Below are 23495 nucleotides of genomic sequence, written 5' to 3' on the forward strand. Positions count from 1 at the left end.
AGCGCAGCGGGCTTCGCTCAGGAGTTGCTCTATGAAGATCGATCCGCGAATCAGTGCCGAACTGGCAAGGCTTGAGCCCAATCAGATCGGCGTCATGGCCTGGTCCCTGCTGGCCCACCCTGCCGAAGCGGCAGGTGGCATTCCTGGCCAGCCCGATCCCGACACCCCCAATGAACAACCTACCGAGCCGGGTGAGCCGACCCTGCCGGACGAGCCGCCTCCTGCGCCTGTCGCTTGATGAAAGCATGGCCCGCCAGCGATCTTTCAGTTGACGGGCCATATTTCGTTATCGCCAATGACAAAAATCCTGCAGTCGTTGTCCTGCTCGAGCCGATAACCGCCTGTGAAGGCGCCGAAGGCCGGCAGCAGACTGATGTCGCTGCCTAGCCGGAAGCACGCCAGGCGCAAGCGCTGCCGACCCTTGCCGCTCAGGTGATACACCGGGTGTACGTGACCGGCCAGCACGTGGCGGCTCGGGTGCGGGTCGGGTTCGTGTTGCACGGCGAAGGGGCCCAGCAACAGGGGTTCTGGTACGACGCGGATGTTCAGCGAGGGCGGCGGGTCGCCGGCGCGCTTGTCGTGGTTGCCGCGAATCAGCGTCATGGCCAGGTGCGGATGCCTGGCACGCCAATCGGAAAGGGCCTTCAAGGTGCCTGGCGCGTTGGAGCCGGGACCGTGGAGAAAGTCGCCGAGGAAAATCAGCTGTCGGCACGGCAGGTTCGCCAGTAATCCATCCAGGATCGCGATGTTGCTGGCGGTGGTGCCGTGGGGAACCGGTTGGCCGAGACTGCGATAGGCGGCGGCCTTGCCGAAATGCACATCTGCCACCATCAGGGTCTCCTGGGCGGGCCAGTAGAGGGCTTTTTCCGGCAGCAACCAGAGCTCTTCGCCGGCCAGATTGACAGGATAAGGCGCGGGCATCAGGCGTCACCCCGATCGGCGGTTTTTTCCAGTTCGCTGACCATTCGCCTGATGCGATCGGCAAGCTTCTCCGAACTCAAGCTTTCCCTGAACCGCTCCACCAGCAACGGGAAACCCAGTGGGGTGGGGCGCTTGATGATGTGCAGGTCCAACTGCAAGGTATTGAGGCGTTCCAAGGTCTGCTCCAGGCGACGTATATCCAGTTCTTCACGCAAGACTTCTTCCCCGGCCTGGGCCAGCAACAGGTTGTCGGCGTCGTATTGCTTGAACACTTGAAAGAACAACCCGCTGGAGGCCTGGACCTGTCGAGTGCTTTTCGGTGCGCCGGGGTAGCCGGCGAATACCAGGCCGGCGATCCGGGCGATTTCGCGAAAGCGTCGAAGGGCCAACTCGCCGGCGTTCAGGCTGGCGAGCACATCGGCCAGCAGGTTGTCGGTGCTCAAGAGCGTGGGATTCAGGTAGTGCGACCAATCCAGTGCCGTGGCACTGAGCAGTTCGAGGCCGTAGTCGTTGACCGCAATGGAAAAGGTCACCGGTTCCTGCTGGCTGACGCGCCAGGCCAGCAGGCTCGCCAGCCCCAGATGCACCTGGCGTCCGGCAAACGGGTACAGGAACAGGTGCCAGCCTTCCCGGGATTTCAGCGCTTCGGCCAGCAATGAAGTCTGCGTGGGCAGGCCGGACCAGCGCTGCTGTGTCAGCAACAAGGGCTGCACGGCTTGCATCTCCGGGCCCTCGAAGCGCCCCTTGGCGGCCTCGCTCAGGCGTGCCACGACGGCGGCGGCCAGTTCGTTGGAAAGCGGCATCCGCCCGCCGTTCCAGCGCGGCACGGCGGCTTTTTTCGCCTGGCTACGACGCACGTAGGCAGTCATTTCCTCAACCCGGACCAGTTCCAGCAATCGTCCGGCGAACAGGAAGCCGTCCCCCGGTCGCAGGCGGGCAATGAAGCCTTCCTCCACGCTGCCCAAGGTCTTGCCACCCCCACCCTTGCTCCAGAACTTCAACTGCAGGCTGGCATCGCTGACGATGGTGCCGATGCTCATGCGGTGACGCCGGGCCAGGCGCGCGTCAGGGACTCGCCAGATACCGTGCTCGTCCGGCTCGACCCGGCGGTAATCGGGGTAGGCGGTCAACGACAGGCCGCCGTGGCGCACGAAGGCCAGGGCCCAGGCCCATTGCGCTTCGTTCAGGTCGCGGTAGGCCCAGGCGCTGCGCACTTCCCGGTACAGCTCATCGGGTACGAAGCCGCCGCCCAGGGCCATGCTGACCAGATGTTGCACCAACACATCCAAAGGCCTGTGGGGCGATTCGCGAGGTTCGATGCGCCGCTGGGCCACGGCATCCTGAGCCGCGGCGGCTTCGATCAGTTCAAGGCTGTGGGTCGGCACCAGGGTGATCCGCGAGGTTCGCCCCGGCGCGTGACCGGAGCGCCCGGCACGTTGCATCAGTCGCGCCACGCCCTTGGCCGAGCCGATCTGCAACACCCGCTCGACGGGCAGGAAATCCACGCCCAGGTCCAGGCTGGAGGTGCACACCACCGCTTTGAGTTGACCGTCCTTGAGCGCACGTTCGACCCAGTCCCGGGTATCGCGGGACAGCGAGCTGTGGTGCAGCGCGATCAGCCCGGCCCAGTCCGGGCGTGCCTCAAGGAGTGCCTGATACCAGATTTCGGATTGCGCACGGGTGTTGGTAAAGACCAGGCAACTGCTGCTGGCGTCGATTTGTGCGATGACCTGGGGCAGCATTTTCAGGCCGATGTGCCCGGCCCACGGAAAACGTTCGAGGGCGGGAGGCAGCAGCGTATCGACCCGCAGCGTTTTGTCATTGGCCCCCTGAATGCTGATCCCGTTGCCCTGAGGGATCAGCACCTGCTCGGCGTGGGCCTGATTCCCCAAGGTGGCGGACACGCCCCAGACGATGAGCTCGGGATGCCAGTGCCGCAGCCGCGCCAGCGCCAGTTGCAATTGCACGCCTCGCTTGTTGCCCAACAGTTCATGCCATTCGTCCACCACGACCATGCGCAGCGTTGCCGCCGCCGTTTGCGCATCGGTCCGGGCGAGCATCAAGGTCAGGCTTTCGGGCGTGGTGATCAGTGCCGTGGGCAGGCGTCGGCCCTGGCGGGCCCGTTCGCTGGCGCTGGTATCGCCGGTGCGCAGGCCAACACTCCAGGGAATCTGCAGTTCCGCCAGCGGTGCTTCGAGAGCTTTGCCCGTGTCGGCGGCCAGTGCACGCATCGGCGTGATCCACAGGACGGTCAGCGGTTCGGCTACAGGTGTGCGTTTGCGCGGTTTATCCGAGGGCGGGGTGGTGCGGGCGAAACGGTTGAGGGCAGCAAACCACACTGCGTAGGTCTTGCCGGCTCCGGTGTTGGCGTGCAGCAGCCCGGACTCCCCACGCTTGACCGCGGCCCACACCTGTTTCTGAAAGGCGAACGGCTTCCAGCCGCGGGCGCTGAACCATTGGTTTGCGAAGTTGTTGGATGTCGCCATGCCTGCCGCGTGCGCCCTGGAAGTCTTCTTTCAAGGACCACGGCGGCGGGGGAAAGGTTTAAATAGGCGGATGGAGTTACCGCAGATTGCCCTGCAAAACCCTGTGGCGAGGGGATTTATCCCCGCTGGGCCGCGAAGCGGCCCCTCAGCCTGGCACCTCGGTTTGTCAGGGAGATTGTCTTCAGGCTATCTGGGGCCGCTTTGCGGCCCAGCGGGGATAAATCCCCTCGCCACACGTTTTTCACCCTGTTCTGGTATAGGGTTCTATTTCAGGTTGCCACTGAGGAACTGCTTCAGCCGCTCGCTCTTCGGGTTGCCCAGCACGTCTTCCGGCGCGCCTTCTTCCTCCACCCGGCCCTGGTGCAGGAAGAGCACCTGGTTCGAGACTTTGCGAGCGAAGCTCATTTCGTGGGTCACCATGATCATGGTCCGGCCTTCTTCGGCCAGCCCCTGGATCACCTTCAACACTTCCCCTACCAGTTCCGGGTCCAGGGCCGAGGTCGGTTCGTCGAACAGCATCACCTCCGGCTCCATCGCCAGGGCCCGGGCGATGGCCACGCGTTGCTGCTGGCCGCCGGACAGGAACGCCGGGTACTGTTCGGCCACGCGCGGTGCCAGGCCGACCTTGTCGAGGTAGCGGCGGGCACGTTCATCGGCTTCCTGCTTGCTGATGCCCAGCACCCGGCGAGGCGCCATGGTGATGTTTTCCAGCACGGTCATGTGGCTCCACAGGTTGAAGTGCTGGAACACCATGGCCAGGCGCGTGCGGATGCGTTGCAGTTCATCGGCGTCGGCCACGTGCATGCCGTGGCGGTCCTTGATCATCTGGACCGACTGGCCGTCCAGGCTCATGGCGCCGTCGTTGGGTTGTTCCAGGAAGTTGATGCAGCGCAGGAAGGTACTCTTGCCCGAGCCACTGGCGCCGATCAGGCTGATGACGTCGCCAGTCTTGGCCTTGAGCGAAACGCCCTTGAGTACCTGATGTTCGCCGTAGCTTTTATGCAGGCCTTCGATGGTCAGTTTGTACATGGAACAGGCATCCTCAAGGCGAAAGTAGGTAGCCGCTGCGATAGGCTTCGGCGCCGGCGACGTGGGCGATGACCATGCCGGCGGTGGCCATGCGACGCAACGAGCGGGCGTACATCAGCCCGGCATTGCAGCAGTGAACGGGGGTGACGGTGTCGTTGACCGGGTCGATGATTTCCGCCACCAATTGACCGGCCTCCAGGTACTCGCCCGGCAAGGCGGCGTAGACCAGCAGCCCGCCCACGGGGGTCGCCACCGGTTCGACGCCGGCCAGCGGCGTGGCCGGATAAGGCAGCTCGGGCAGGGGCACCGCTTCGCCGTCGATGGCGCCGTAATGGATCAGGTATTCGATCAGGGCCTGGCAGTCGAGACTCGCCAACCCATGGTTGACGTCGCCCTGGCCGCGCAATTCGACGGTGACGGAAAAACTGCCCAGGGGAATCTCGAAGCGCTCGCCGAAGCGCTCCTTGAGCAGCCACCAGAGCAGGGTGAAGCATTCATCGAACGACTGGCCGCCCGAGTCGGTGGCCAACAGGCTGGCCTCGGCGCCGATGTAGCGGGCCAGCGGCTCGACCTGGGGCCAGGCTTCCGGCGTGGTGTAGAGGTGCGCCACGGCTTCGAAATCGCAATGCAGGTCCAGCACCATGTCGGCGTCGCAGGCCAGCCGTTGCAAGACCAGGCGCTGGGATTGCAGTTGCGTGGAAGCGGTCTGCCGGGCGAGAGCATCGCGCAGGCTGGTACGGATCAGCATCAGGTTGTGCTGCGGATCCTGGGTGAGCAGGTCTTCGATCTCGTTGCCGACTTCCTCGCTCAGGTCGAGAAAGCGACGGTTGAAGTTTTGCCCGCTTTCCAATTCGTAGCGACCCAGCGGCACGTCCATCAGCACTTGTTCGAGGCCGATGGGGTTGGCCACGGGCACCAGGACGATTTCGTGTCGCAGGTGGCCGGACGCCTCGAGCTCCGCCAGGCGTTGCTTGAGATGCCAGGCCACCAGCATGCCGGGTAGTTCATCGGCATGCAGGGACGACTGGATGTAGATTTTACCGACGGCTTTTTCCGGGCCGAAGTGAAAGCTATGGATCTTGCGTGCGGTCCCCGGCAGCGGGGCCAGCAAGTCATGGATCTGGTGGCGCATTTGCTTGTGTGTCCTGGACTAATGAGTCGGCCCGAGAAAGGCCAGCCAGCGGCGCTCGGCGAGGCGGAAGAGGCCTACCAGTGCGAAGGTGACGGTCAGGTAGATCAACGCGGCGATCCCGAACGACTGGAAGGTCAGGAAGGTGGCCGAGTTGGCATCCCGGGCCACTTTCAGCACGTCTGGAACGGTAGCGGTGAATGCCACGGTCGTCGAGTGCAGCATCAGGATCACTTCGTTGCTGTAGTAGGGCAGCGAGCGCCGCAGCGCCGAAGGCATGATCACATAGGCATACAGCTTCCAGCCGGTCAGGCCATAGGCCTTGGCCGCTTCGACTTCACCGTGGTTCATGCTGCGGATCGCCCCGGCAAAGATTTCCGTGGTGTAGGCGCAGGTGTTCAGGGCGAAGGCCAGGATCGTGCAGTTCATCGCATCGCGAAAGAAACTGTCGAGCAAGGGTTGGGCACGCACCGCCGCGATGCTGTAGATACCGGTGTAGCAGATCAACAGCTGGATATAGAGCGGTGTGCCGCGGAACAGATACGTGTAGAACTGCACCGGCCAGCGCACGGAGCGCTTGGGCGAAACCCGGGCGATGGATAGCGGGATCGAGACCAGGAAGCCGATCAGCAGCGAGGCGCTGAGCAGCCACAGGGTCATCGCCAGACCCGTAACGTTGACACCGTCACTGTAGAGGAACGGCCGCCAGTACTCTTGTAGAAGCTCGATCATCGCACCGCCTCCCGTGCTCCGGCGGCGTAGCGGCGTTCAAGCCTGCGCAGAATGAAGTTGGACGCGCTGGTAATCAGCAGATAGATCAGCGCTGCCAGCACCAGGAAGTAGAACAGTTGATAGGTGCTCTTGCCCGCATCCTGGGCCGCCTTGACCAGATCGGCCAGGCCGATGATCGACACCAGCGCGGTGGCCTTGAGCATCACCATCCAGTTATTGCCGATACCCGGGAGGGCAAAGCGCATCATTTGCGGAAACACCACGAAGCGGAAACGCTGGCCACGCTTGAGGCCATACGCGGTGGCGGCTTCGACCTGGCCCCTTGGCACCGCGAGGATCGCGCCGCGGAAGGTCTCGGTGAAGTACGCGCCATAGATGAAGCCCAGGGTAATCACCCCGGCGCCGAATGGGTCGATCTCGATGTATTCCCATTCCATGAAGTCGGTAAAAGAGGTCAGCCAGGTCTGCAGGCTGTAGAAAATCAGCAGCATCAGCACCAGGTCCGGCACGCCGCGAATCAGCGTGGTGTAGAGCTGGGCGGGGATTCGCAGCAGTTTGACCGGAGACAGCTTGGCGCTGGCGCCCAGCAGGCCGAGCAAGATGCTCAATAATAGCGACAGGGCCGCCAGTTTGATGGTCATCCAGGTGCCTTGCATCAGCAGCGGGCCAAAGCCCTGCAGGCTGAAGGCGGAGAGCCCCAGATTTTGTAGGAGTTGTTCGAGCATGGAAGAGGCCTTTGGCAGTCAAAAAGCGCCCACCCGTAACCGGATGGGCGCCACGCATTATTTGCCGCTGTACAGATTCAGATCGCCAAAGTGTTTTTTCTGGATTTCGGCGTATTTGCCGTCGTCGTGTAACGCTTTGATACCTTTATCCAAAAGAGCCTTCAGCTCTTTGTTACCTTTGTTGATACCGATGGCCGTCTTGGCCGGCAGCAGTTCGCTGTCCACCGGTTTGCTGACTTCATAGTCGGCGCCCTTTGGCGATTTCATGAAGCCCAGCTCGGCTTGCAGCATGTCCTGGATTGCCGCATCAAGGCGGCCGGAGGTCAGGTCGGCATAGACCTGGTCCTGGTTGGCATAGGCCTGGGTCTTGACGCCGGCCTTGTCCAGCACGGCCTTGGCGTAGGCTTCCTGGATGGTGCCTTGCTCATAGCCGACGGTCTTGCCTTTGAGCGAAGCGACGTCCGCGCTCAGGCCCGAGCCTTTCTTGAACACATAAGCCGTTGGGCCGGAGAACAGTTCGCTGGAGAAGTCGATGACTTTCTCGCGGGCCGGGGTCACGGTCATGGACGAGATCACGCCGTCGAATTTCTTCGCCTTGAGGCCCGGGATCATGCCGTCGAAATCGCTTTCGACCCACTTGCATTTGACCTTCAGTTCCTCGCAGATCGCATTGCCCAGGTCGATATCGAAACCTACCAGGCTGCCATCGGCTGCCTTGGATTCAAATGGGGCATAGGACGGGTCGACACCAAAACGCAGTTCCTTGTATTCCTTGGCCGTGGCGGCGCCGGCGGCCATGCACAATGCCAGTGCAGAAAGGGTCAGCAGTGCTTTTTTCATTATCGAGTCCCTAAAACCATGATGAGCGCTTGTGGCGCATGAAGTTTTGTTACCGGTGCAGATAAGAACGGTAAGACGGCATAAAGGTAGCAATTTCCGAACCACAGTGCCGAACGAGCGTTTTAAAAAGCTTCGGCGACAGGCAGTGGAACGCGTTGGTGCGCGGATGAGATCGTACAACAAAAGGTGCACTGGGATGGTGCTTCGCAGGGTCGGCAAGGAGCATGTTCTGTGGCGAGGGGATTTATCCCCGCTGGGCTGCGCAGCAGCCCCCGAAAGCTGGATAGCAATATCAGGCTGATTGGGTACAACCCTTTAGGGCTGCTGCGCAGTCCAACGGGGATAAATCCCCTCGCCACAATTGATAGTGCAGCTACAGAGAGGTTATTTCAGCAGATCCTGGAGCGTTGCCAGAGTATCGGCTTCGTCAACGGTCTTGTCCTGGCGCCAGCGCAGCATCCGCGGAAACCGCACCGCGATCCCGCTCTTGTGGCGTTTGGACAAGGCAATGCCCTCGAAACCCAACTCGAAGACCAGAGTGGGCGTAACGCTGCTGACCGGGCCGAACTTCTCCACGGTGGTCTTGCGCACAATGCTGTCGACCCGGCGCATTTCTTCATCGGTCAGCCCCGAATAGGCTTTGGCGAACGGCACCAGACTGCGCTCGCGGCTGCCCGGTGGGTTGTCCCAAACGGCGAAGGTGTAGTCGCTGTACAGGCTGGCGCGTCGGCCGTGACCGCGCTGGGCGTAGATCAACACGGCGTCGACGCTGAACGGGTCGATTTTCCATTTCCACCACACGCCCATGTCCTTGGTCCGGCCGACGCCATACAGTGCGTTGCGCGCCTTGAGCATCATGCCCTCAACACCGAGGCTGCGGGACGCTTCGCGCTGGCGGGCGAGGTCGAGCCAGTCCTGGCCGGCGACGACTGGCGACGGCAGCAGCACCGGGCTTTGGGAATCCGCAATCAGGGCCTCCAACTGCTCACGGCGCTCGGCCTGGGGGCGGCTGCGCCAATCCTCTCCTTGCCATTCCAGCAGATCGTAGGCCATCACCACCACGGGCGCGTCTTCGAGGACTTTTTTGCTCAGGGTCTTGCGGCCGATGCGCTGTTGCAGCAGGGCGAACGGTTGTACGGCCGGTTGCAGCGGTGCATCGGCATCGAAGGTCTCCTCGGTCACCGGTTGCGAGGTTTTCCACACCACGATTTCGCCGTCGATCACTGTGCCGTCGGGCAGCACCGATGCCAGGGTGTGCAATTCAGGGAAGCGCTCGGTCACCAGCTCTTCGCCCCGGGACCAGACCCACAGATGGCCATCGCGCTTGATCACCTGGGAGCGGATGCCATCCCACTTCCATTCCACTTGCCAATCACTGGCCGGCCCCAGCAGCGCGTCGAACTGTTCGGCCGGGGCGGACAAGGCGTGGGCCAGGAAAAACGGGTACGGCTGACCGCCGCGTTGGGCATGTTCGTCCTTGGATTCGGCGGCGATCAGCTTGAGATAACCCTCGGCCGTCGGGCGATGGGACAGGTCGGTGTAACCCACCAGACGCTGGGCGACCCGTTTGCTGTCCAGCCCGGCCATCCCGGCGAGAGCCCGGGTCACCAGCAGCTTGGACACCCCGACACGGAAGCTGCCGGTGATGAGCTTGATGCAGAGCATCAGGCTCGAGCGGTCCAGTTGTGCCCACAAGCTCGGCAGTCGCAGCGCCAATACTTCAGGCGTCTCGCCGCGCAACGGCAGTAGCTTCTTTTCTATCCAAAGCGCCAGGCCTTCGGTAGAGGTATGGGGGGATTCCGGTAACACCAGGGAAATGGTTTCGGCCAGGTCACCCACGGCCTGATAACTTTCTTCGAATAGCCAGGGCGACAACCCGGAGACCTGTACGGCCAGGTCCCGGAGGATTTTCACCGGTACCAGTTGTCGTGGGCGGCCACCGGACAGGAAGTACACGGCCCATGCTGCATCCTGGGGCGGAGCCTGGGTGAAGTAGCGTTGCATGGCGGCCAGCTTGGCATTGCTGGAGGTGGTGGCGTCCAGATCGGCGTAGAGCTCGGCGAAGGCTTTCATGCTGCGCCCTCGCCGGTGGCAGGGGAGACGTCTTCTTCATCGTCGCCGTATTCAGTGCTGAAACCCTGTGCATCCAGGCCGAGTTCGCACAAATGGCGCACCAGCACGCTCACCGACCCGTGCGTGACCATCACCCGCTCGGCGCCGGTCTGTTCGATGGCCCAGAGCAGGCCGGGCCAGTCGGCGTGATCGGAAAGCACGAAGCCCCGATCCACGCCGCGCCGCCGTCGGGTGCCCCGCAGGCGCATCCAGCCGCTGGCGAAGGCATCGCTGTAGTCGCCGAAACGGCGCATCCAGCTGCTGCCACCGGCCGACGGCGGGGCGATGACCAGGGCCTGGCCCATGATCGGGTCGTTCTTCTGGATGTCACCGGCGTAAATCGTCGGCGGCAAATGAATCCCGGCCTCGCGGTAGACCCGGTTCAACGGCTCCACCGCCCCATGGGCGAGGATGGGGCCCAGGCTGGCGTCGATGCCATGGAGAATCCGCTGGGCCTTGCCGAAGGAATAGCAGAACAGCACGCTGGCCCGGTGGGCGGCGATGTTCGCGCGCCACCACTGATTGATTTCGTCGAATACCTGCGCCTGGGGCTGCCAGCGATAGATGGGCAGGCCGAACGTGGATTCGGTGATGAACGTATGACACTTCACTGGCTCGAACGGCGTGCAGGTGCCGTCGGGTTCGACTTTGTAGTCTCCGGATGCCACCCAGACCTCGCCTTCATGTTCCAACCGTACCTGGGCCGACCCCAGCACGTGCCCGGCGGGGTGAAAGCTCAAGGTCACGCCGTGATGTCGCAGGCGTTCGCCGTAGGACAGGGTGTGCAGATTGATGTCCTGGCCCAGTCGCGAACGCAGAATGCCTTCACCGGGAGCGGCTGCCAGGTAATGTTGATTGCCGCCGCGGGCATGGTCGCCGTGGGCGTGGGTGATGACCGAGCGCTCAACCGGACGCCAGGGGTCAATGTAGAAATCCCCGGGCGGGCAGTACAGGCCTTCGGGGCGGGCAATGACAAGATCCATGCAATCACCGGGGCGATGGGCTTGTCAGGTAGAGGCGATGGCGGGAAGAGAAGTTCTATCGGGTTTGGGTACGACAAGATCAGGAGACAAGATAGACAAATGTGGCGAGGGGATTTATCCCCGCTGGGCTGCGAAGCAGCCCCAAAGCAGCAACTCAATTTGCCTGACACACCGAGTTGTCTGGTTCTAGGGCCGCTTCGCAGCCCAGCGGGGATAAATCCCCTCGCCACAGAGGGAAACTACTTACCCGGCACCAGGGTCAGCCGAGCCTTGCCATACGCCCGGTCAAAGTTCTGCGGTTGCAGCGGCAGGTTCTGGTACTGCCCCTTGATCCACGAATCGATGCCGATGAGGTAGTTGGGACTGGCCGCGTTGCCCGACTGGCCAATACCGCCCTGGACCATCAACGGTTCGGGTTGGCCGAAGTCGACGATAAAGCGCATGTCCGGTGCCTGGGTGGCGTTGAAGTCCTGGCCCCAGGCGAATGCCGCGACGTTGAGCGAGGTGGCATCGCCGCCGGCCGAGAGCGGGCCGCGTACGACCTGGCCGCTGCCGTTCTTCCACGCGTAGCTGTGCAATTTGCCCCACTGCCAGGCCTTGTGGTCGCCGCCCAATTGGCTGTCACCGGCACTGATGGTCGCCGCCAGGCTGCGGGCGAGGATAACGGCCTTGTCTTCTTTCTGCGGTGTACGCACGTCGTCCCAGAACGGGCTGTCTTCGCGTCCCAGCAAGTGATCGGCCTGGGCCGAATAGGACCGTTGGCCGTTGGCAACCAGCGCTTTCCACGCCGGGCTGCTTTCCGGGCCCAGTTCGTCGAGGAAGATCTGCTTCATGCTTTCTTGCAGGAACAGTTCATAAATGGCCGCGTCGGCGGAGGTCGGGTTGAGCCGGCCATCGAACGCCATCAGGCGGGTATAGGCTTCGCGGGCCTTGGCCCGGTCAGCCACTGGCAGGGCTTCGATGGCCTGTTTGAGGGGCTGGGCCATGCCAGGGGCTTCAAAGACTTTCTTGAGTTTGGCCGCGAATGTCGTGACCTGGTCGTATTGCATGGCGGTCAGGCTGCGGATGTCGTGCTTGCTGGCGCCGGCCAGTTCGGCCAGGCGCTCGCCACGTTCCGGCGCGGCCCAGGAGTTGGACAACTGCATGCCATAGCCGTGGGGAATGACCCGCTGGTTGGCGTTACCCAGCCAGCCCTGGCTCGGATCCTGATCGTAGGGGTGCGCCATCGGATCGGCGTAGCCCTCCCAGTCGTAGCGACCGTCCCAGCCCGGCGATGGCAACAGGCCTTCGCCTTCGCGGCGGTTCGGATAGCGCCCGGTGACTTGCCAGCCGATGTGGTTGGCGTCGGCAAACACCAGGTTCACCGCCATGGCCCGGATTTCACGGCTGGCGTCGGAGGCTTTTTCGGCGTTCTGTGCCCGGGACAGGTCGAAGAACGCGTCCAGGGTTTTGTCGTCGGTGAAGCCCGGCGTCTGCAAGGCCAGGCCGAAGCCATTGGCCATGGCCGGCCCCTGGACGCTGTTGAGCAGTGGGCCATGACGGGTTTCGTACACGGCTTCGCGAATCGACCGCTGACCTTTGATGAAGTAGGTTTCGTTGCGCACCGTCGCTGGCTGCCATTTGCCGTTGACCTCGTAGGACAAGCCGTTGCCCTGGCGTCGGATTTTCTCCAGGAACAGGTCCTGGTTGTCCCCCTGCACGTTGGTCATGCTCCAGGCCACGTCACCGTTGTAGCCCGCCAGAATCAGGGGAATGCCAGCCACGGAGACCCCGGCGGCCTGATACTTGGGCGCGCGGATCTGCACCACACTCCACAGCGACGGCACGCTCAGCGGTCCATGACTGTCGCTCGCCAGCAGGCTCTTGCCGTTGCGGCTGCGTTGCGGCGCCATGGCCCAACTGTTCGAAGACGTGGCGCCCAGCAGGTTCAGTTCGGTCAACTGGCGGGTGGCGTTATTGATTTCGTTCAGGCCTGGGATCTGGCCGTTGAGCCGGACACCCTGGAACTTGTCGGCTTCGCCTTGGGGCAGGGGTTCGTCCGGGTAGGACGGGTTCAGCCAGGCCAGTTTGTCCTGGCTGACCGTCTGGGCCATGACCAGGGCCGCGATTTCTTCTGGCAGGTTGGCCGACTGGCTGAAGTTCAGCAGGCAGAACATCAGCGCCGAATCTTCCGGTTTCCAGTATTCGGGCTTGTAACCGGTGGCGGCCAGGTCCGACGGCAGTTTGTCGCGGTAGCGGAACAGGTAGGCGTTGACGCCGCGGGCATAGACTTCGAAGAAGCGCTTGAGCCGCGGCGAAGAGGCCTTGTACAACTCGTCGGCACTTTTCTTCAGATTGACCGCACGCATGTAGCGGTCGACGTCCAGCCGTTCGGCCCCGGACATTTCCGCCAGCCGACCCTGGGCCAGCAGGCGCATGGTCACCATCTGGGTGATGCGGTCGCTGGCGTGGACGTAGCCGAGGGCGAACAACGCATCATGGAAGCTGCTGCTTTCGATCAGCGGCATGCCCATGGCATTGCGCCGAACCGAGACGTTCTGCGCCAGCCCCTTGAGTGGTTGCACGCCGGAAGTCGGAGGGACAGTGTCCTGGGTATTCCAGGCCTGGCAACCGCTCAAGCCGAGCACGCTGGCCACGGCGGCGGCAACGCCGAGCCGGGGGAAGAAGAAATTAGAGGCTGGCGAGGCCATGACAAAGCTCCTGCGGGAGGGGGGCGGCAAATAAAGGCGCTACGTTAGTGAGCAGGAGAGGGCCGCGCAAGCGGGGGCGGGGGTTATTTGTTGATTTGGCGATGAAACTCCGTACTCGGCGGTACGCCTGGTTTTCTGTGGCGAGGGGATTTATCCCCGCTGGGGCGCACAGCGGCCCCAACCCCAGCAACTCGGTGTACCAGCCTGAGTCTGGAGGGGGCCGCTTCGCAGCCCAGCGGGGATAAATCCCCTCGCCACAGATAAATCCCCCTTGCCACAGGTTGCTCAGGGCTTCGGTGGATTGATCTTATCCACCAGCGCATAGGCCCTTACCGTGGCCGGGCGCTCCTTGATGCGATTGAACCAACGCTGCAGGTTCGGGAAATCCTCCAGCCGCTGGCTCTGCCATTGATGGGAGACCGTCCAGGGGTAGATCGCCATGTCGGCGATGCTGTACTCGCTACCTGCCACAAAATCGCGGTCCGCCAGGCGTCGATCCAGCACGCCATACAGGCGGGCGGTTTCATCGACGTAGCGCTTGATCGCGTAGGGAATCTTTTCCGGAGCGAACCGGCTGAAGTGATGGTTCTGCCCGGCCATCGGCCCCAGGCCGCCCATCTGCCAGAACAGCCATTGCAGGACTTCCTGCCGTCCGCGCAGGTCCTGTGGAATGAAACGACCGGTTTTTTCCGCCAGGTACAGCAGGATCGCGCCCGACTCGAACAGCGAGATCGGTTCGCCACCGTCGGCGGGCTCCAGGTCGACAATGGCCGGGATGCGGTTGTTGGGGGCGATCTTCAGGAAGTCCGGCTTGAATTGCTCGCCCTGGCCGATGTTGACCGGATGTACCTTGTAGGGCAGGCCGGCCTCTTCGAGGAACAGCGAGATTTTATGGCCGTTGGGGGTGGTCCAGTAATACAAGTCGATCATGGAAGGCTCCAGATAAGACAGCGTGATGGATGGACAACAAACGACGGCAGGAAGTTGTCCTCTTTTGCCCGAAGGCTTGCCTGTGGAAGGAGGTGATGTTCCAGTGGGGGAAATTCAATGGCCGGGCAAGCGAAAAACGGAATGGAGCAGTAGACATGGCGCTAGCGAACAATGCAGCGTTGATCCTCATCGATCAACAGAAAGGCATCCTGCATCCCAGGCTCGGTCCTCGCAACAACCCCGAGGCAGAGCTGTGCATGCTCGAACTGCTGGCTTTCTGGCGAGATTCGGCGCGGACGGTGATCCATGTCCATCACCTGTCCCGCTCGCCGGATTCGGTGTTCTGGCCAGGGCAGCAGGGAGTGGAAGTCCAGGAGCGGTTCGAACCGCAGGAAGGGGAGTGGCTGATCCACAAGGACGTGCCGGACGCGTTCTGCGCCACTCACCTGGAGGCTGACTTGCGCCAGGCAGGGATCGGGCAACTGGTGATCGTCGGCGTGGCGACGAACAACTCGGTGGAGTCCACGGCGCGTACGGCAGGCAACCTGGGTTTCGAGACCTGGGTGGCCGAGGACGCCTGTTTCACGTTCGACAAGGCCGACTATTTCGGCCGGGCCCGTTCGGCCGATGAGGTGCACGCCATGTCCCTGGGCAACCTGCATGGCGAGTATGCGACGGTGGTCAGTGTGAAACGGATTCTGGAGGCGGGCTGACGAGGCTGTGTCGGCCTCATCGCGAGCAGGCTCGCTCCCACAGGGGATCTGCGGCGTTCACACATCTGACGCCTGTCCTGATTCCTGTAGGAGCGAGCCTGCTCGCGCTGACGATTCAACCGGCGAAGACACGCTCCGCCGCAGCCATCAAGCCCCGTGGCACTTCTTGAATTTCTTGCCGTTGCCGCAGGGGCAAGGGTCGTTGCGGCCGACATCCTTCAAGGCGTTGCGCACCGGCTCCTGATGGGCGTGGCCGCAGTTCGGACCGTGGACGTGGCCGTGGTCATGATCGTGGTGATGGTCGTGATCGTGGTTGCAATCAGGGCCGTGAACGTGGGGTTGCTGGGTCATCGGGGTTACTCCGCAATAAAATCGGCGGCGATTATCACGCCATTGCGTTTCAGGTGCACGTAGTGGGCGATGAATAATCCGGTTTCCAGCTCACCTTCCAGACGATAGGGGATCTGCTGGCGGGGTTTCTCCAGCAGTTTCACCACTTCCCGCACCTGCGGCCACAGGTTGGTGCGGATCGGTATCTTGAAATAGCCACTTTGCCCGGGAGGGACGGTGAACCAGTGCTCATGCTCACCTTCGGTCAACAACAGGTCGCCCAGATGGATCCGGTAGGTCAGGCCGCGCACGGTCAGGTCGCTGTCGCCAGGGTTGTCGACTCGCAAATGCAGAATGAACCGCTGTTCCAGCAGCCGGGCTCGCACCACCTCGACCTTGACCAGGTGTACCTGCGGCTCGGATGCTCCGTCGGTTTGCCAGGACGCACAGCCACCGAGCCCCATAAACAGTAACAGGCAGGTGATGCGTAGCGTGTGTAATGAATGGGTCATGTCCGCGCCTCTGATTCCATTCTAGCCCGCTGATAAAGGGGCAAGCGTCGGACGTTTCCGAAATCAGCGAGCGAAGTAGCCTGCACAACATTTCTTGAATTTGTGCCCGCTGCCGCACGGGCAACTGTCGTTGCGTCCGGTCTTGACCGGCACGGTCGGGTCGATGAAGTACCAGCGCCCACCGTTCTGTACGAACGACGACTGTTCGCGGTGGCTGTGTTCTCCCTGGCCATCGTGCCAACGCGCGGTGAAAGTGACAAAGGCGTGCTCCGGCTGCCCACCGAACACCTCGCTGCTTTCCACCTCGAGCCCCAGCCAGGTGCTTTTGCTGCTCCACTCAGTGATGGACAGGCGATCGAGACCCGCCTGCTGGGCGGGCAAGGTGGTGTCCACCAGGTAATCCACCAGCCCCAGCACATAGGCGCTGTAGCGCGAGCGCATCAGGGCTTCGGCGCAAGGAGCCGGGTGCCCGTCGTGGTAATGGCCGCAGCAGGCGTTCAACGGGTTGCCACTGCCGCAGGGACAAATGGTTGCGTGCAGGCTTGTGTTCACAGCTACCACCAGTATTTTCCGAAGTTTTCGGGGTTGGCCCAAAAACGTGAATTGAGCCAATCGGGGACTTGTTTGTATTCAAGCAGATCGTAGGTGAACAGGGTCAGCACCTGTTCTTCGCGCTGGAACCGCTCGCTGGCTTGCAGGGCCAGGGAAAAGAAGTCCGTTTCTTGCCAGCCACAGGCGTTGAGATCAGCCAACACGGCGATACGGCTGGCGTTGAGATTACGGATACCGCCCAGCAGGTTCAGACCGTCGCGCTTGGGCACATGTTCCAGGCAATCGACTGCCAGGGCCAGGTCGAAGCGCTGTCCGGCCACCTCCACCGGCAGCGGGCCGGGAGCGACCTGGACCACTTCGGTGTCGGGATGCGCCTGCTGGAACGCCTCGAGTGCGGGAAAGCTGCTGGCACCGATCAACAGCAGTTTTCGCGGGGCGTAACGGTCAAGCACGGCGGCCAGTGCTTGCTGGGGCGTGCGCGATGAAATGGCAACGGTCATTGAGATTCCTCGATCAGAACCGCCACGATAGCCTGCCTGGACAACGTGGCCTAGAGCGGTTTGCATTAAAACGTGCCGAACGGCCGCAAACACTGGGCAAAATCCGCGATAGCGCGGTGCTGGCGCAGATCCGAACTCGGGTCTTTACTCCCCAGAATCGGTGCAAAGCCGATCCCTCAAGGAGAAACCTGATGAGCATAGTTCGGACAGCGTTACCCCTGGTTCTGCTAACCGGTGTGTTGACTGGTTGCGCAGGTTTGCAAAAAACCGACTGGCCGACCTGTGCGGCCGTCGGCGGCGTGGTTGGTGCGGGATTGGGCGCCACTGAAAGCACCTCCTGGGCCGGCTACGGTGCGCTGTTCGCCGGCAGCATGGCCGCAGCCTATTGCTGGGTGCACGGAGACGGTGATGAAGACGGCGATGGTGTGCCCGACAGCCGTGACAAGTGCCCGGGCACCCCGAAAGGCGTGCAAGTCGACGCAGACGGTTGCCCGCCGCCCGTCCCGGCGCCGATGGCCGAGGAGCCGGTTGTCGTCAAAGAGGAAACCATCGTGGTTCGCGATGTGCATTTCGAATTCAACAAGTCCACGTTGACGGCGGCCGACAAAGAGGTGCTGAGTGGCGTCGCGACCCGTCTGAAACAGGAGTCGTCTACTGCACAGCTTCGGGTGACCGGTCACACCGACAGCGTTGGCAGCAATGCCTACAACCAGCGACTGTCGGAGAAACGGGCCAATTCCGTGGTGCAATACCTGGTCGAAAGCGGCGTGCCTCGCGCCAGTTTCGTCTCGGTGGCCGGTGCCGGTGAGAGTCAGCCGGTAGCCGACAATAAAACTGCCGATGGACGCGCCATGAACCGTCGCACTGAAATCAAGATAAACCGCTGAACCTCCAGTGATGGAGGGCTTGCCGTGGCGGGGAAGTATGCTCGCCACGGCAAGCTTTGCAGCCCATACCTGGGCTCTTGTCACATAGATTAAATTTGCTCCGCCCTCTGGCTTAACCAGCGCGCAAGCCGTTACTGTGCGTGCAAAGAATAATGTTCACCGGGGGGCGTATGAAGGTGTTTTGGGGGCTGGGGCGCTTGTTGACCCTGTTGTTCTGGCTGGTTGTGCTGGTCAACCTGGTCGTGCCGTTCGTCCATCCGCTGCATGTGCTGGTCAACCTCGCCGGGGCGCTGTTACTGGCGGTCCATTTGCTTGAGCTGCTGCTGTTCAGGGCCGGTTTTCGTGGCTTGCCTTCTCCCGGTCGTGAACGCCTCAGAGTGCTGCTGTTCGGCATCTTCCATCTGCAAACCCTTCCGATCGCCGCAGAGGCCTCCCATGCGTAAATTGTGTCTGCTCGCTGCCCTTGTGTGCCCATGGGCTTGTGCTCAAGTACTCCAGGTAGAAACCCACTCGTTGATGCGTCTGCCCAATACCGCCAGTACCCTGACCCTGGAGCGGCTGGACGTGGCCGATTACGCCACGTTGCTGGTGCCGTCGAACGTCACTCAATTGTCCATCGGCCAATTGCACCTGGGGCGCGAGGCGCGGATCGCCATCGTGCCTTCGCAGCAGCCGCTGGCAATGAGCGTTACCCAGGCTGAACTGGCGGATGGCAGCCAGATCACTTCCCGCGGCGCGCCGGGCACCTATACGAAAGCTGCGCGGCCGGGACGCGATCTCAACCTGCGTTTCAATGCGTTGAATGCGCCGGTGCTGTCGGTGGATGCCCGTGGCGGCACGGGTGCGCCAGGTTATGTGGGCCTCGACGGTGCCAACGGGCAGGCCCCGGGTTGCACCTGGGGTTCGGCCGGGCGTGGTGCCGATGGCAGCAATGGCAGCGATGGCCAGCCGGGGGCGGCCGGTGCGCTGGTGCGTCTCGAACTGCCCCGTGATTACCCCGCCGAGCAAATCAAGGTCGTGGTCGATGGCGGAGCCGGTGGCGCGGCGGGTCCCGGTGGCAAGCCCGGCGTCGGCGGCAAGCCCAAGGGCTGTTTCGTCTACACCGCCGACGGCGGTAAAAGTGGCCACCCCGGAGCCGCTGGCCAGCCTGGGCCTGCCGGAGCGGCGGGCACAGTGACCGTGCAACGATTCTAAGTCCAGGAAATAAACCCTGTGGGAGCGAGCCTGCTCGCGATAGCAATCCATCAGTCACATCAGGGCTAACTGACCGGATGCTATCGCGAGCAGGCTTGCTCCCACAGGGGCTGGACGCAGTTTTCAGAACATCGGCCGGGCCGCGGCAATCGCCACCACCAGCAATCCGATCAGCAGATTGATTCCCACCAGCTTGCGGATTTTCCCCAGGGTCGACGCAGCGGTCGGCCAGTCCTGCGCCGTCACGGCACTACGCAATGCCGGCAATTGCAAGCTCTGGATACGGATGAACAGCGCCGTCATCACCACATACAGCCCCATCATGACCTGTACGTAACGCGGTGCCGTTTCGAAACCGGCGAAGCGCACATGGATCAGGCCGACGCCGCTGATCGGCAAAAGCACCACCGCCACCCAGACCCAGATGAAAAAACGTTGAAACACTTCTACCCACAGTTTCAGCCGGGCAGGGCCCTCAAGCGCCGCCATTGCGGCGGGGCGCAGGATCATCCAGGCGAAGAACATACCGCCGACCCAGACCAGAGCCGCCAGCAAATGCAGGGTGTAAATGAAAGCAAAGGGTGTCATTGAGTTACTCCGTTCTGCGCAGGATTCATTAGCGGGGTATGATAGCCGCCGATCCGAACCACTGAAAATTTATCCAGCGTTTTTAGCGCCCGACATTCATGATCAGCACCGAACTCAAAACCACGATCCAGGGCGCTTATTCGCGTTTTCTCGAAGCTAAGAGCCTCAAGCCGCGTTATGGCCAGCGCCTGATGATCGCCGAAGTGACGAAAGTCCTGGGGGACATCGCCACCGATGACGAAGGCCGGCGCGGCGGCGATCCCGCCGTCGTGGCGGTGGAGGCCGGTACCGGTACCGGCAAGACCGTTGCCTACAGCCTGGCGGCGATCCCGACGGCCAAGGCCGCCGGCAAGCGCCTGGTCATCGCCACGGCCACCATCGCCCTGCAGGAGCAGATCGTCTTCAAGGATCTGCCCGACCTGATGCGCAACAGCGGGTTGAACTTCAGCTTTGCACTGGCCAAGGGGCGGGGGCGCTACATGTGCTTGTCCAAGCTCGACATGTTGCTGCAGGAAGGCCAGGCACAGACGGCCACGGCCCAGTTGTTCGAGGAAGAAGGCTTCAAGATCGAAGTCGATGAGGCCAGCCAGAAGCTGTTTACCAGCATGATCGAGAAACTGGCTGGCAATAAGTGGGACGGCGACCGCGACAGCTGGCCCACCACCCTGGAAGATGCCGACTGGGCGCGTCTGACCACCGACCATAGCCAGTGCACCAACCGTCATTGCCCGAACTTCGGCCAGTGCGCCTTCTACAAGGCCCGCGAGGGCATGGGCAAGGTCGACGTCATCGTCACCAACCACGACATGGTATTGGCCGACCTGGCCCTGGGCGGTGGCGCGGTGCTGCCGGACCCGCGCGATACGATCTATGTATTCGACGAAGGTCACCACCTGCCGGACAAGGCCATCGGCCACTTCGCCCATTACACGCGGTTGCGTTCCACCGCCGACTGGCTGGAAACCACCGCCAAGAATCTCACCAAGCTGTTGGCCCAGCATCCACTGCCGGGCGACCTGGGCAAGTTCATCGAGCAAGTGCCGGAGCTGGCGCGGGAGATCAAGACGAACCAGCAGTTCATGTTCACCGCCTGCGAGCAGGTGGCCGACTTCAAGCCGGGTGAGGATGTCGAGGGTCGCGAGCGGCCACGCCATCGTTTCGTCGGCGGCATCATCCCCGAGCACATGCGTGAAATGGGCATCGAGCTGAAGAAGGGCTTCGCCCGCCTGACCGATCTGTTCACGCGCCTGACCGACCTGCTCAAGGAAGGGATGGATGGCGAGGTCAATATCGGTATCGCCAGCAACCAGGCCGAGGAGTGGTACCCGCTGTTCGGCAGCCTGTTGTCCCGCTCCCAGGGCAACTGGGAGCTGTGGACGGCCTTCACCACTGAAGACCCGGAGGACAACCCGCCGATGGCGCGCTGGCTGACCCTGGCCGAAAGCGGTTCGCTGTTCGATATCGAGGTCAATGCCAGCCCGATCCTGGCGGCGGACATGCTGCGTCGCAATCTGTGGAACGTGGCCTACGGGGCTTTGGTGACGTCCGCCACCCTGACCGCGCTGGGCACCTTCGATCGCTTCCGCATGCGTGCCGGCCTGCCAAAAACCGCCGTGACCGCCGTGGTCCCGAGTCCGTTCCATCACGCCGACGCCGGTGTGTTGCGGGTGCCGGATCTGAAGGCCGATCCACGGGACGCCGCCGCGCACACCGCTGCGATCGTCCGTGACCTGCCGGAACTGGTGGAGGGCTCGCGGGGCACCCTGGTGCTGTTTTCCTCGCGCAAACAGATGCAGGACGTGTTCGACGGCCTCGACCGTGACTGGCGCAAGCAGGTGTTCATCCAGGGCAACCTGTCGAAGCAGGAGACCCTGAACAAGCACAAGGCGCGGGTCGATGGCGGGGACTCCAGCGTGCTGTTCGGCCTGGCGAGCTTTGCCGAAGGGGTGGACCTGCCCGGTGCCTATTGCGAGCACGTGGTGATCGCCAAGATCCCGTTCTCGGTCCCGGACGACCCGGTGGAAGCGGCATTGGCCGAATGGATCGAAGCCCGCGGCGGCAATCCATTCATGGAGATCTCCGTGCCGGATGCCTCGCTGAAACTGGTCCAGGCCTGCGGCCGTCTGCTGCGTACCGAAGAAGACCGCGGCACCATCACTTTGCTCGATCGTCGACTGGTGACCCAACGCTACGGCAAGGCGATCCTCAATGCGTTGCCGCCGTTTCGGCGGGAAATTTCCTGATATCGACGACACGGTCCCTGTGACGCTGGAGCAAGCTTTCTTGCCACAAGTCAGTGTTGGCTTGGCCAGCCGTCCCATGGTGGTTTCCAAAACCACCAATGGCTGAAACAATGCGGCCACTTGAGAAAGTCTTTGTTTCAAAGGAGTTGCGGGTGCAGATTCAAGGCCATTATGAGCTTCAGTTCGAGGCGGTACGCGAAGCGTTCGCCGCGCTGTTCGATGATCCCCAGGAGCGCGGCGCTGCGCTGTGCATCCAGGTCGGCGGCCGGACGGTGATCGATCTGTGGGCCGGTACGGCTGACAAGGACGGTCATGAAGCCTGGCACAGCGATACCATCGCCAATCTGTTTTCCTGCACCAAGACCTTCACTGCCGTCGCTGCCCTGCAACTGGTGGCCGAGGGCAAGTTGCAACTGGACGCCCCGGTCGCCCGGTACTGGCCCGAATTTGCGGCGGCGGGCAAGCAGTCCATAACCCTGCGCCAATTGCTCTGCCATCAGGCCGGATTACCGGCGTTGCGTGAGTTGCTGGCGCCTGAAGCCTTGTATGACTGGAACACGATGGTCAATGCCCTGGCTGCCGAAACCCCTTGGTGGACACCGGGCGATGGCCATGGTTATGCCGCGATCACCTACGGCTGGCTGGTCGGCGAGCTGTTGCGCAGGGCGGACGGTCGAGGCCCAGGAGAATCCATCGTGGCACGGGTGGCCAAACCGTTGGGCCTGGATTTCCACGTCGGTCTCGCGGACCAGGAGTTCCACCGCGTGGCTCATATCGCCCGCGGCAAAGGCAACGTCGGCGATGCGGCAGCACAACGCCTGCTCCAGGTGACGATGCGCGAACCCACCGCCATGACCACCCGAGCCTTCACCAATCCGCCTTCGGTCCTGACCAGCACCAACAAGCCCGAGTGGCGGCGCATGCAGCAACCGGCTGCCAACGGCCACGGTAATGCCCGCAGCATCGCCGGGTTCTACGCCGGTCTGCTGGATGGCAGTCTGCTGGAAGGTGAAATGCTCGATGAGCTGACCCGTCAGCACAGCATTGGCGAGGACAAGACGTTGCTGACCCAGACCCGGTTCGGCCTGGGCTGCATGTTGGACCAGCCGGATGTGCCGAACGCCACCTACGGCCTGGGCCCGCGGGCATTCGGTCATCCGGGGGCCGGTGGCTCCATCGGGTTTGCCGATCCGGAGCATGACGTGGCGTTTGGCTTTGTGACAAACACGCTGGGGCCTTACGTACTGATGGATCCGCGTGCGCAGAATCTGGCGCGGGTGCTTGCCACTTGTCTGTAAAACGTTCTTGGGAGGGGCGCCATCGGAACCTGGTGTTCTTTTCGGTTTCAAAGCGTCTGTTTATGCGTCCCGCGCAGGGGCCTGCATTTTTCATTTACATC

Annotated in this window: 23 protein-coding genes; 7 read left to right on the forward strand and 16 right to left on the reverse strand. The window is 62.5% G+C overall.

Annotation, left to right across the window (positions count from 1 at the left end; genetic code table 11):
• Nucleotides 1–31: 31 nt before the first annotated feature.
• Nucleotides 32–238 carry a hypothetical protein gene (locus FGE05_RS19505; RefSeq protein WP_041022879.1) on the forward strand — a complete coding sequence of 69 codons (207 nt, stop codon included), beginning with the start codon at nt 32–34 and terminating at the stop codon, nt 236–238.
• Nucleotides 239–264: 26 nt separating this feature from the next.
• On the opposite strand, the gene pdeM is transcribed toward FGE05_RS19505, so the two are convergent.
• From pdeM to FGE05_RS19560, 11 genes are all read right to left on the reverse strand, one after another.
• A complete protein-coding gene (pdeM, locus tag FGE05_RS19510; protein ID WP_139647477.1) occupies nt 265–921 on the reverse strand; it encodes a ligase-associated DNA damage response endonuclease PdeM in 657 nt (218 codons plus the stop codon).
• Nucleotides 921–3407 carry a ligase-associated DNA damage response DEXH box helicase gene (locus FGE05_RS19515; RefSeq protein ID WP_139647479.1) on the reverse strand — a complete coding sequence of 829 codons (2487 nt, stop codon included), beginning with the start codon at nt 3405–3407 and terminating at the stop codon, nt 921–923. Before FGE05_RS19515 ends, pdeM begins: the two co-directional genes overlap by 1 nt.
• Before the next feature lie 264 nt (nt 3408–3671).
• A complete protein-coding gene (locus FGE05_RS19520) occupies nt 3672–4436 on the reverse strand; it encodes an ABC transporter ATP-binding protein (RefSeq protein ID WP_139647481.1) in 765 nt (254 codons plus the stop codon).
• Between the two features lie 13 nt (nt 4437–4449).
• Nucleotides 4450–5568, reverse strand: a complete 1119-nt coding sequence (locus FGE05_RS19525; protein ID WP_139647483.1) for a succinylglutamate desuccinylase/aspartoacylase family protein — start codon at nt 5566–5568, stop codon at nt 4450–4452.
• 18 nt (nt 5569–5586) lie between these two features.
• Nucleotides 5587–6297: an ABC transporter permease gene (locus FGE05_RS19530; RefSeq protein WP_024780118.1), complete on the reverse strand. Its 711-nt coding sequence runs from the start codon at nt 6295–6297 to the stop codon at nt 5587–5589.
• Nucleotides 6294–7022 (reverse strand): ABC transporter permease, encoded by a 729-nt coding sequence (locus tag FGE05_RS19535; RefSeq protein ID WP_041022874.1) that lies wholly within the window; start codon nt 7020–7022, stop codon nt 6294–6296. The genes FGE05_RS19530 and FGE05_RS19535 overlap by 4 nt, the downstream gene beginning before the upstream one ends.
• A gap of 57 nt (nt 7023–7079) precedes the next feature.
• Nucleotides 7080–7862: a transporter substrate-binding domain-containing protein gene (locus FGE05_RS19540; protein ID WP_139647485.1), complete on the reverse strand. Its 783-nt coding sequence runs from the start codon at nt 7860–7862 to the stop codon at nt 7080–7082.
• 384 nt (nt 7863–8246) lie between these two features.
• A complete protein-coding gene (locus FGE05_RS19545; protein ID WP_139647487.1) occupies nt 8247–9935 on the reverse strand; it encodes an ATP-dependent DNA ligase in 1689 nt (562 codons plus the stop codon).
• Nucleotides 9932–10957 (reverse strand): ligase-associated DNA damage response exonuclease, encoded by a 1026-nt coding sequence (locus tag FGE05_RS19550; RefSeq protein ID WP_139647489.1) that lies wholly within the window; start codon nt 10955–10957, stop codon nt 9932–9934. The genes FGE05_RS19545 and FGE05_RS19550 overlap by 4 nt, the downstream gene beginning before the upstream one ends.
• Nucleotides 10958–11196: 239 nt before the next feature.
• On the reverse strand, nt 11197–13647 hold the full coding sequence (locus FGE05_RS19555; RefSeq protein ID WP_139647491.1) for a penicillin acylase family protein: 2451 nt from the start codon (nt 13645–13647) through the stop codon (nt 11197–11199).
• A 285-nt stretch (nt 13648–13932) separates the two neighbouring features.
• On the reverse strand, nt 13933–14577 hold the full coding sequence (locus FGE05_RS19560) for a glutathione binding-like protein (RefSeq protein ID WP_139647493.1): 645 nt from the start codon (nt 14575–14577) through the stop codon (nt 13933–13935).
• Nucleotides 14578–14732: 155 nt separating this feature from the next.
• On the opposite strand from FGE05_RS19560, the gene FGE05_RS19565 reads away from it, so the two are divergent.
• Nucleotides 14733–15290 (forward strand): cysteine hydrolase family protein, encoded by a 558-nt coding sequence (locus FGE05_RS19565; RefSeq protein WP_139647496.1) that lies wholly within the window; start codon nt 14733–14735, stop codon nt 15288–15290.
• Nucleotides 15291–15437: 147 nt separating this feature from the next.
• On the opposite strand, the gene FGE05_RS19570 is transcribed toward FGE05_RS19565, so the two are convergent.
• The 4 genes from FGE05_RS19570 to FGE05_RS19585 all read right to left on the reverse strand — a co-directional run bounded on the left by FGE05_RS19570 (nt 15438) and on the right by FGE05_RS19585 (nt 17184).
• Nucleotides 15438–15641 (reverse strand): SEC-C metal-binding domain-containing protein, encoded by a 204-nt coding sequence (locus tag FGE05_RS19570; protein ID WP_003198420.1) that lies wholly within the window; start codon nt 15639–15641, stop codon nt 15438–15440.
• A gap of 5 nt (nt 15642–15646) precedes the next feature.
• Nucleotides 15647–16132 carry an LEA type 2 family protein gene (locus FGE05_RS19575; RefSeq protein WP_139647497.1) on the reverse strand — a complete coding sequence of 162 codons (486 nt, stop codon included), beginning with the start codon at nt 16130–16132 and terminating at the stop codon, nt 15647–15649.
• A 63-nt stretch (nt 16133–16195) separates the two neighbouring features.
• Nucleotides 16196–16672: a YchJ family protein gene (locus FGE05_RS19580; RefSeq protein WP_139647683.1), complete on the reverse strand. Its 477-nt coding sequence runs from the start codon at nt 16670–16672 to the stop codon at nt 16196–16198.
• A gap of 14 nt (nt 16673–16686) precedes the next feature.
• The gene (locus tag FGE05_RS19585; RefSeq protein WP_139647499.1) at nt 16687–17184 is read right to left on the reverse strand and encodes a DUF6231 family protein; all 498 of its coding nucleotides are present in this window, start codon (nt 17182–17184) and stop codon (nt 16687–16689) included.
• Nucleotides 17185–17375: 191 nt separating this feature from the next.
• Here FGE05_RS19585 and FGE05_RS19590 point away from each other — a divergent pair, with 191 nt between their 5' ends.
• From FGE05_RS19590 to FGE05_RS19600, 3 genes are all read left to right on the forward strand, one after another.
• Nucleotides 17376–18071 (forward strand): OmpA family protein, encoded by a 696-nt coding sequence (locus FGE05_RS19590; RefSeq protein WP_139647501.1) that lies wholly within the window; start codon nt 17376–17378, stop codon nt 18069–18071.
• Nucleotides 18072–18241: 170 nt separating this feature from the next.
• Nucleotides 18242–18514, forward strand: a complete 273-nt coding sequence (locus FGE05_RS19595) for a DUF1145 domain-containing protein (RefSeq protein WP_139647503.1) — start codon at nt 18242–18244, stop codon at nt 18512–18514.
• Entirely contained in the window at nt 18507–19265 is a 759-nt protein-coding gene (locus FGE05_RS19600; protein WP_139647505.1) for a collagen-like protein, read from the forward strand. The genes FGE05_RS19595 and FGE05_RS19600 overlap by 8 nt, the downstream gene beginning before the upstream one ends.
• Nucleotides 19266–19388: 123 nt before the next feature.
• Here FGE05_RS19600 and FGE05_RS19605 read toward each other — a convergent pair whose 3' ends face one another.
• On the reverse strand, nt 19389–19853 hold the full coding sequence (locus FGE05_RS19605; protein ID WP_139647507.1) for a CopD family protein: 465 nt from the start codon (nt 19851–19853) through the stop codon (nt 19389–19391).
• 98 nt (nt 19854–19951) lie between these two features.
• Between FGE05_RS19605 and dinG the strand changes: the two genes are divergently transcribed.
• Complete coding sequence (gene dinG, locus FGE05_RS19610; protein ID WP_139647509.1) at nt 19952–22096, forward strand: ATP-dependent DNA helicase DinG; 2145 nt, start codon at nt 19952–19954, stop codon at nt 22094–22096.
• Between the two features lie 152 nt (nt 22097–22248).
• The gene (locus FGE05_RS19615) at nt 22249–23394 is read left to right on the forward strand and encodes a serine hydrolase domain-containing protein (protein WP_139647511.1); all 1146 of its coding nucleotides are present in this window, start codon (nt 22249–22251) and stop codon (nt 23392–23394) included.
• Nucleotides 23395–23495 lie beyond the last annotated feature (101 nt).

The organism is Pseudomonas sp. ICMP22404 (genome assembly GCF_006227205.1).
Lineage (GTDB): Bacteria > Pseudomonadota > Gammaproteobacteria > Pseudomonadales > Pseudomonadaceae > Aquipseudomonas.

Excerpts from the sequence above, each read along its gene's own strand:
- FGE05_RS19545 (WP_139647487.1), bottom strand. The coding sequence starts at position 9,935 with ATGAAAGCCTTCGCCGAGCTCTACGCCGATCTGGACGCCACCACCTCC.
- FGE05_RS19575 (WP_139647497.1), bottom strand. The coding sequence starts at position 16,132 with ATGACCCATTCATTACACACGCTACGCATCACCTGCCTGTTACTGTTT.
- dinG (WP_139647509.1), top strand. The coding sequence starts at position 19,952 with ATGATCAGCACCGAACTCAAAACCACGATCCAGGGCGCTTATTCGCGT.
- FGE05_RS19565 (WP_139647496.1), top strand. The coding sequence starts at position 14,733 with ATGGCGCTAGCGAACAATGCAGCGTTGATCCTCATCGATCAACAGAAA.
- FGE05_RS19530 (WP_024780118.1), bottom strand. The coding sequence starts at position 6,297 with ATGATCGAGCTTCTACAAGAGTACTGGCGGCCGTTCCTCTACAGTGAC.
- FGE05_RS19505 (WP_041022879.1), top strand. The coding sequence starts at position 32 with ATGAAGATCGATCCGCGAATCAGTGCCGAACTGGCAAGGCTTGAGCCC.
- FGE05_RS19525 (WP_139647483.1), bottom strand. The coding sequence starts at position 5,568 with ATGCGCCACCAGATCCATGACTTGCTGGCCCCGCTGCCGGGGACCGCA.
- FGE05_RS19585 (WP_139647499.1), bottom strand. The coding sequence starts at position 17,184 with ATGACCGTTGCCATTTCATCGCGCACGCCCCAGCAAGCACTGGCCGCC.
- FGE05_RS19520 (WP_139647481.1), bottom strand. The coding sequence starts at position 4,436 with ATGTACAAACTGACCATCGAAGGCCTGCATAAAAGCTACGGCGAACAT.
- pdeM (WP_139647477.1), bottom strand. The coding sequence starts at position 921 with ATGCCCGCGCCTTATCCTGTCAATCTGGCCGGCGAAGAGCTCTGGTTG.
- FGE05_RS19590 (WP_139647501.1), top strand. The coding sequence starts at position 17,376 with ATGAGCATAGTTCGGACAGCGTTACCCCTGGTTCTGCTAACCGGTGTG.
- FGE05_RS19515 (WP_139647479.1), bottom strand. The coding sequence starts at position 3,407 with ATGGCGACATCCAACAACTTCGCAAACCAATGGTTCAGCGCCCGCGGC.
- FGE05_RS19560 (WP_139647493.1), bottom strand. The coding sequence starts at position 14,577 with ATGATCGACTTGTATTACTGGACCACCCCCAACGGCCATAAAATCTCG.
- FGE05_RS19535 (WP_041022874.1), bottom strand. The coding sequence starts at position 7,022 with ATGCTCGAACAACTCCTACAAAATCTGGGGCTCTCCGCCTTCAGCCTG.
- FGE05_RS19605 (WP_139647507.1), bottom strand. The coding sequence starts at position 19,853 with ATGACACCCTTTGCTTTCATTTACACCCTGCATTTGCTGGCGGCTCTG.
- FGE05_RS19570 (WP_003198420.1), bottom strand. The coding sequence starts at position 15,641 with ATGACCCAGCAACCCCACGTTCACGGCCCTGATTGCAACCACGATCAC.
- FGE05_RS19550 (WP_139647489.1), bottom strand. The coding sequence starts at position 10,957 with ATGGATCTTGTCATTGCCCGCCCCGAAGGCCTGTACTGCCCGCCCGGG.
- FGE05_RS19595 (WP_139647503.1), top strand. The coding sequence starts at position 18,242 with ATGAAGGTGTTTTGGGGGCTGGGGCGCTTGTTGACCCTGTTGTTCTGG.
- FGE05_RS19600 (WP_139647505.1), top strand. The coding sequence starts at position 18,507 with ATGCGTAAATTGTGTCTGCTCGCTGCCCTTGTGTGCCCATGGGCTTGT.
- FGE05_RS19555 (WP_139647491.1), bottom strand. The coding sequence starts at position 13,647 with ATGGCCTCGCCAGCCTCTAATTTCTTCTTCCCCCGGCTCGGCGTTGCC.
- FGE05_RS19540 (WP_139647485.1), bottom strand. The coding sequence starts at position 7,862 with ATGAAAAAAGCACTGCTGACCCTTTCTGCACTGGCATTGTGCATGGCC.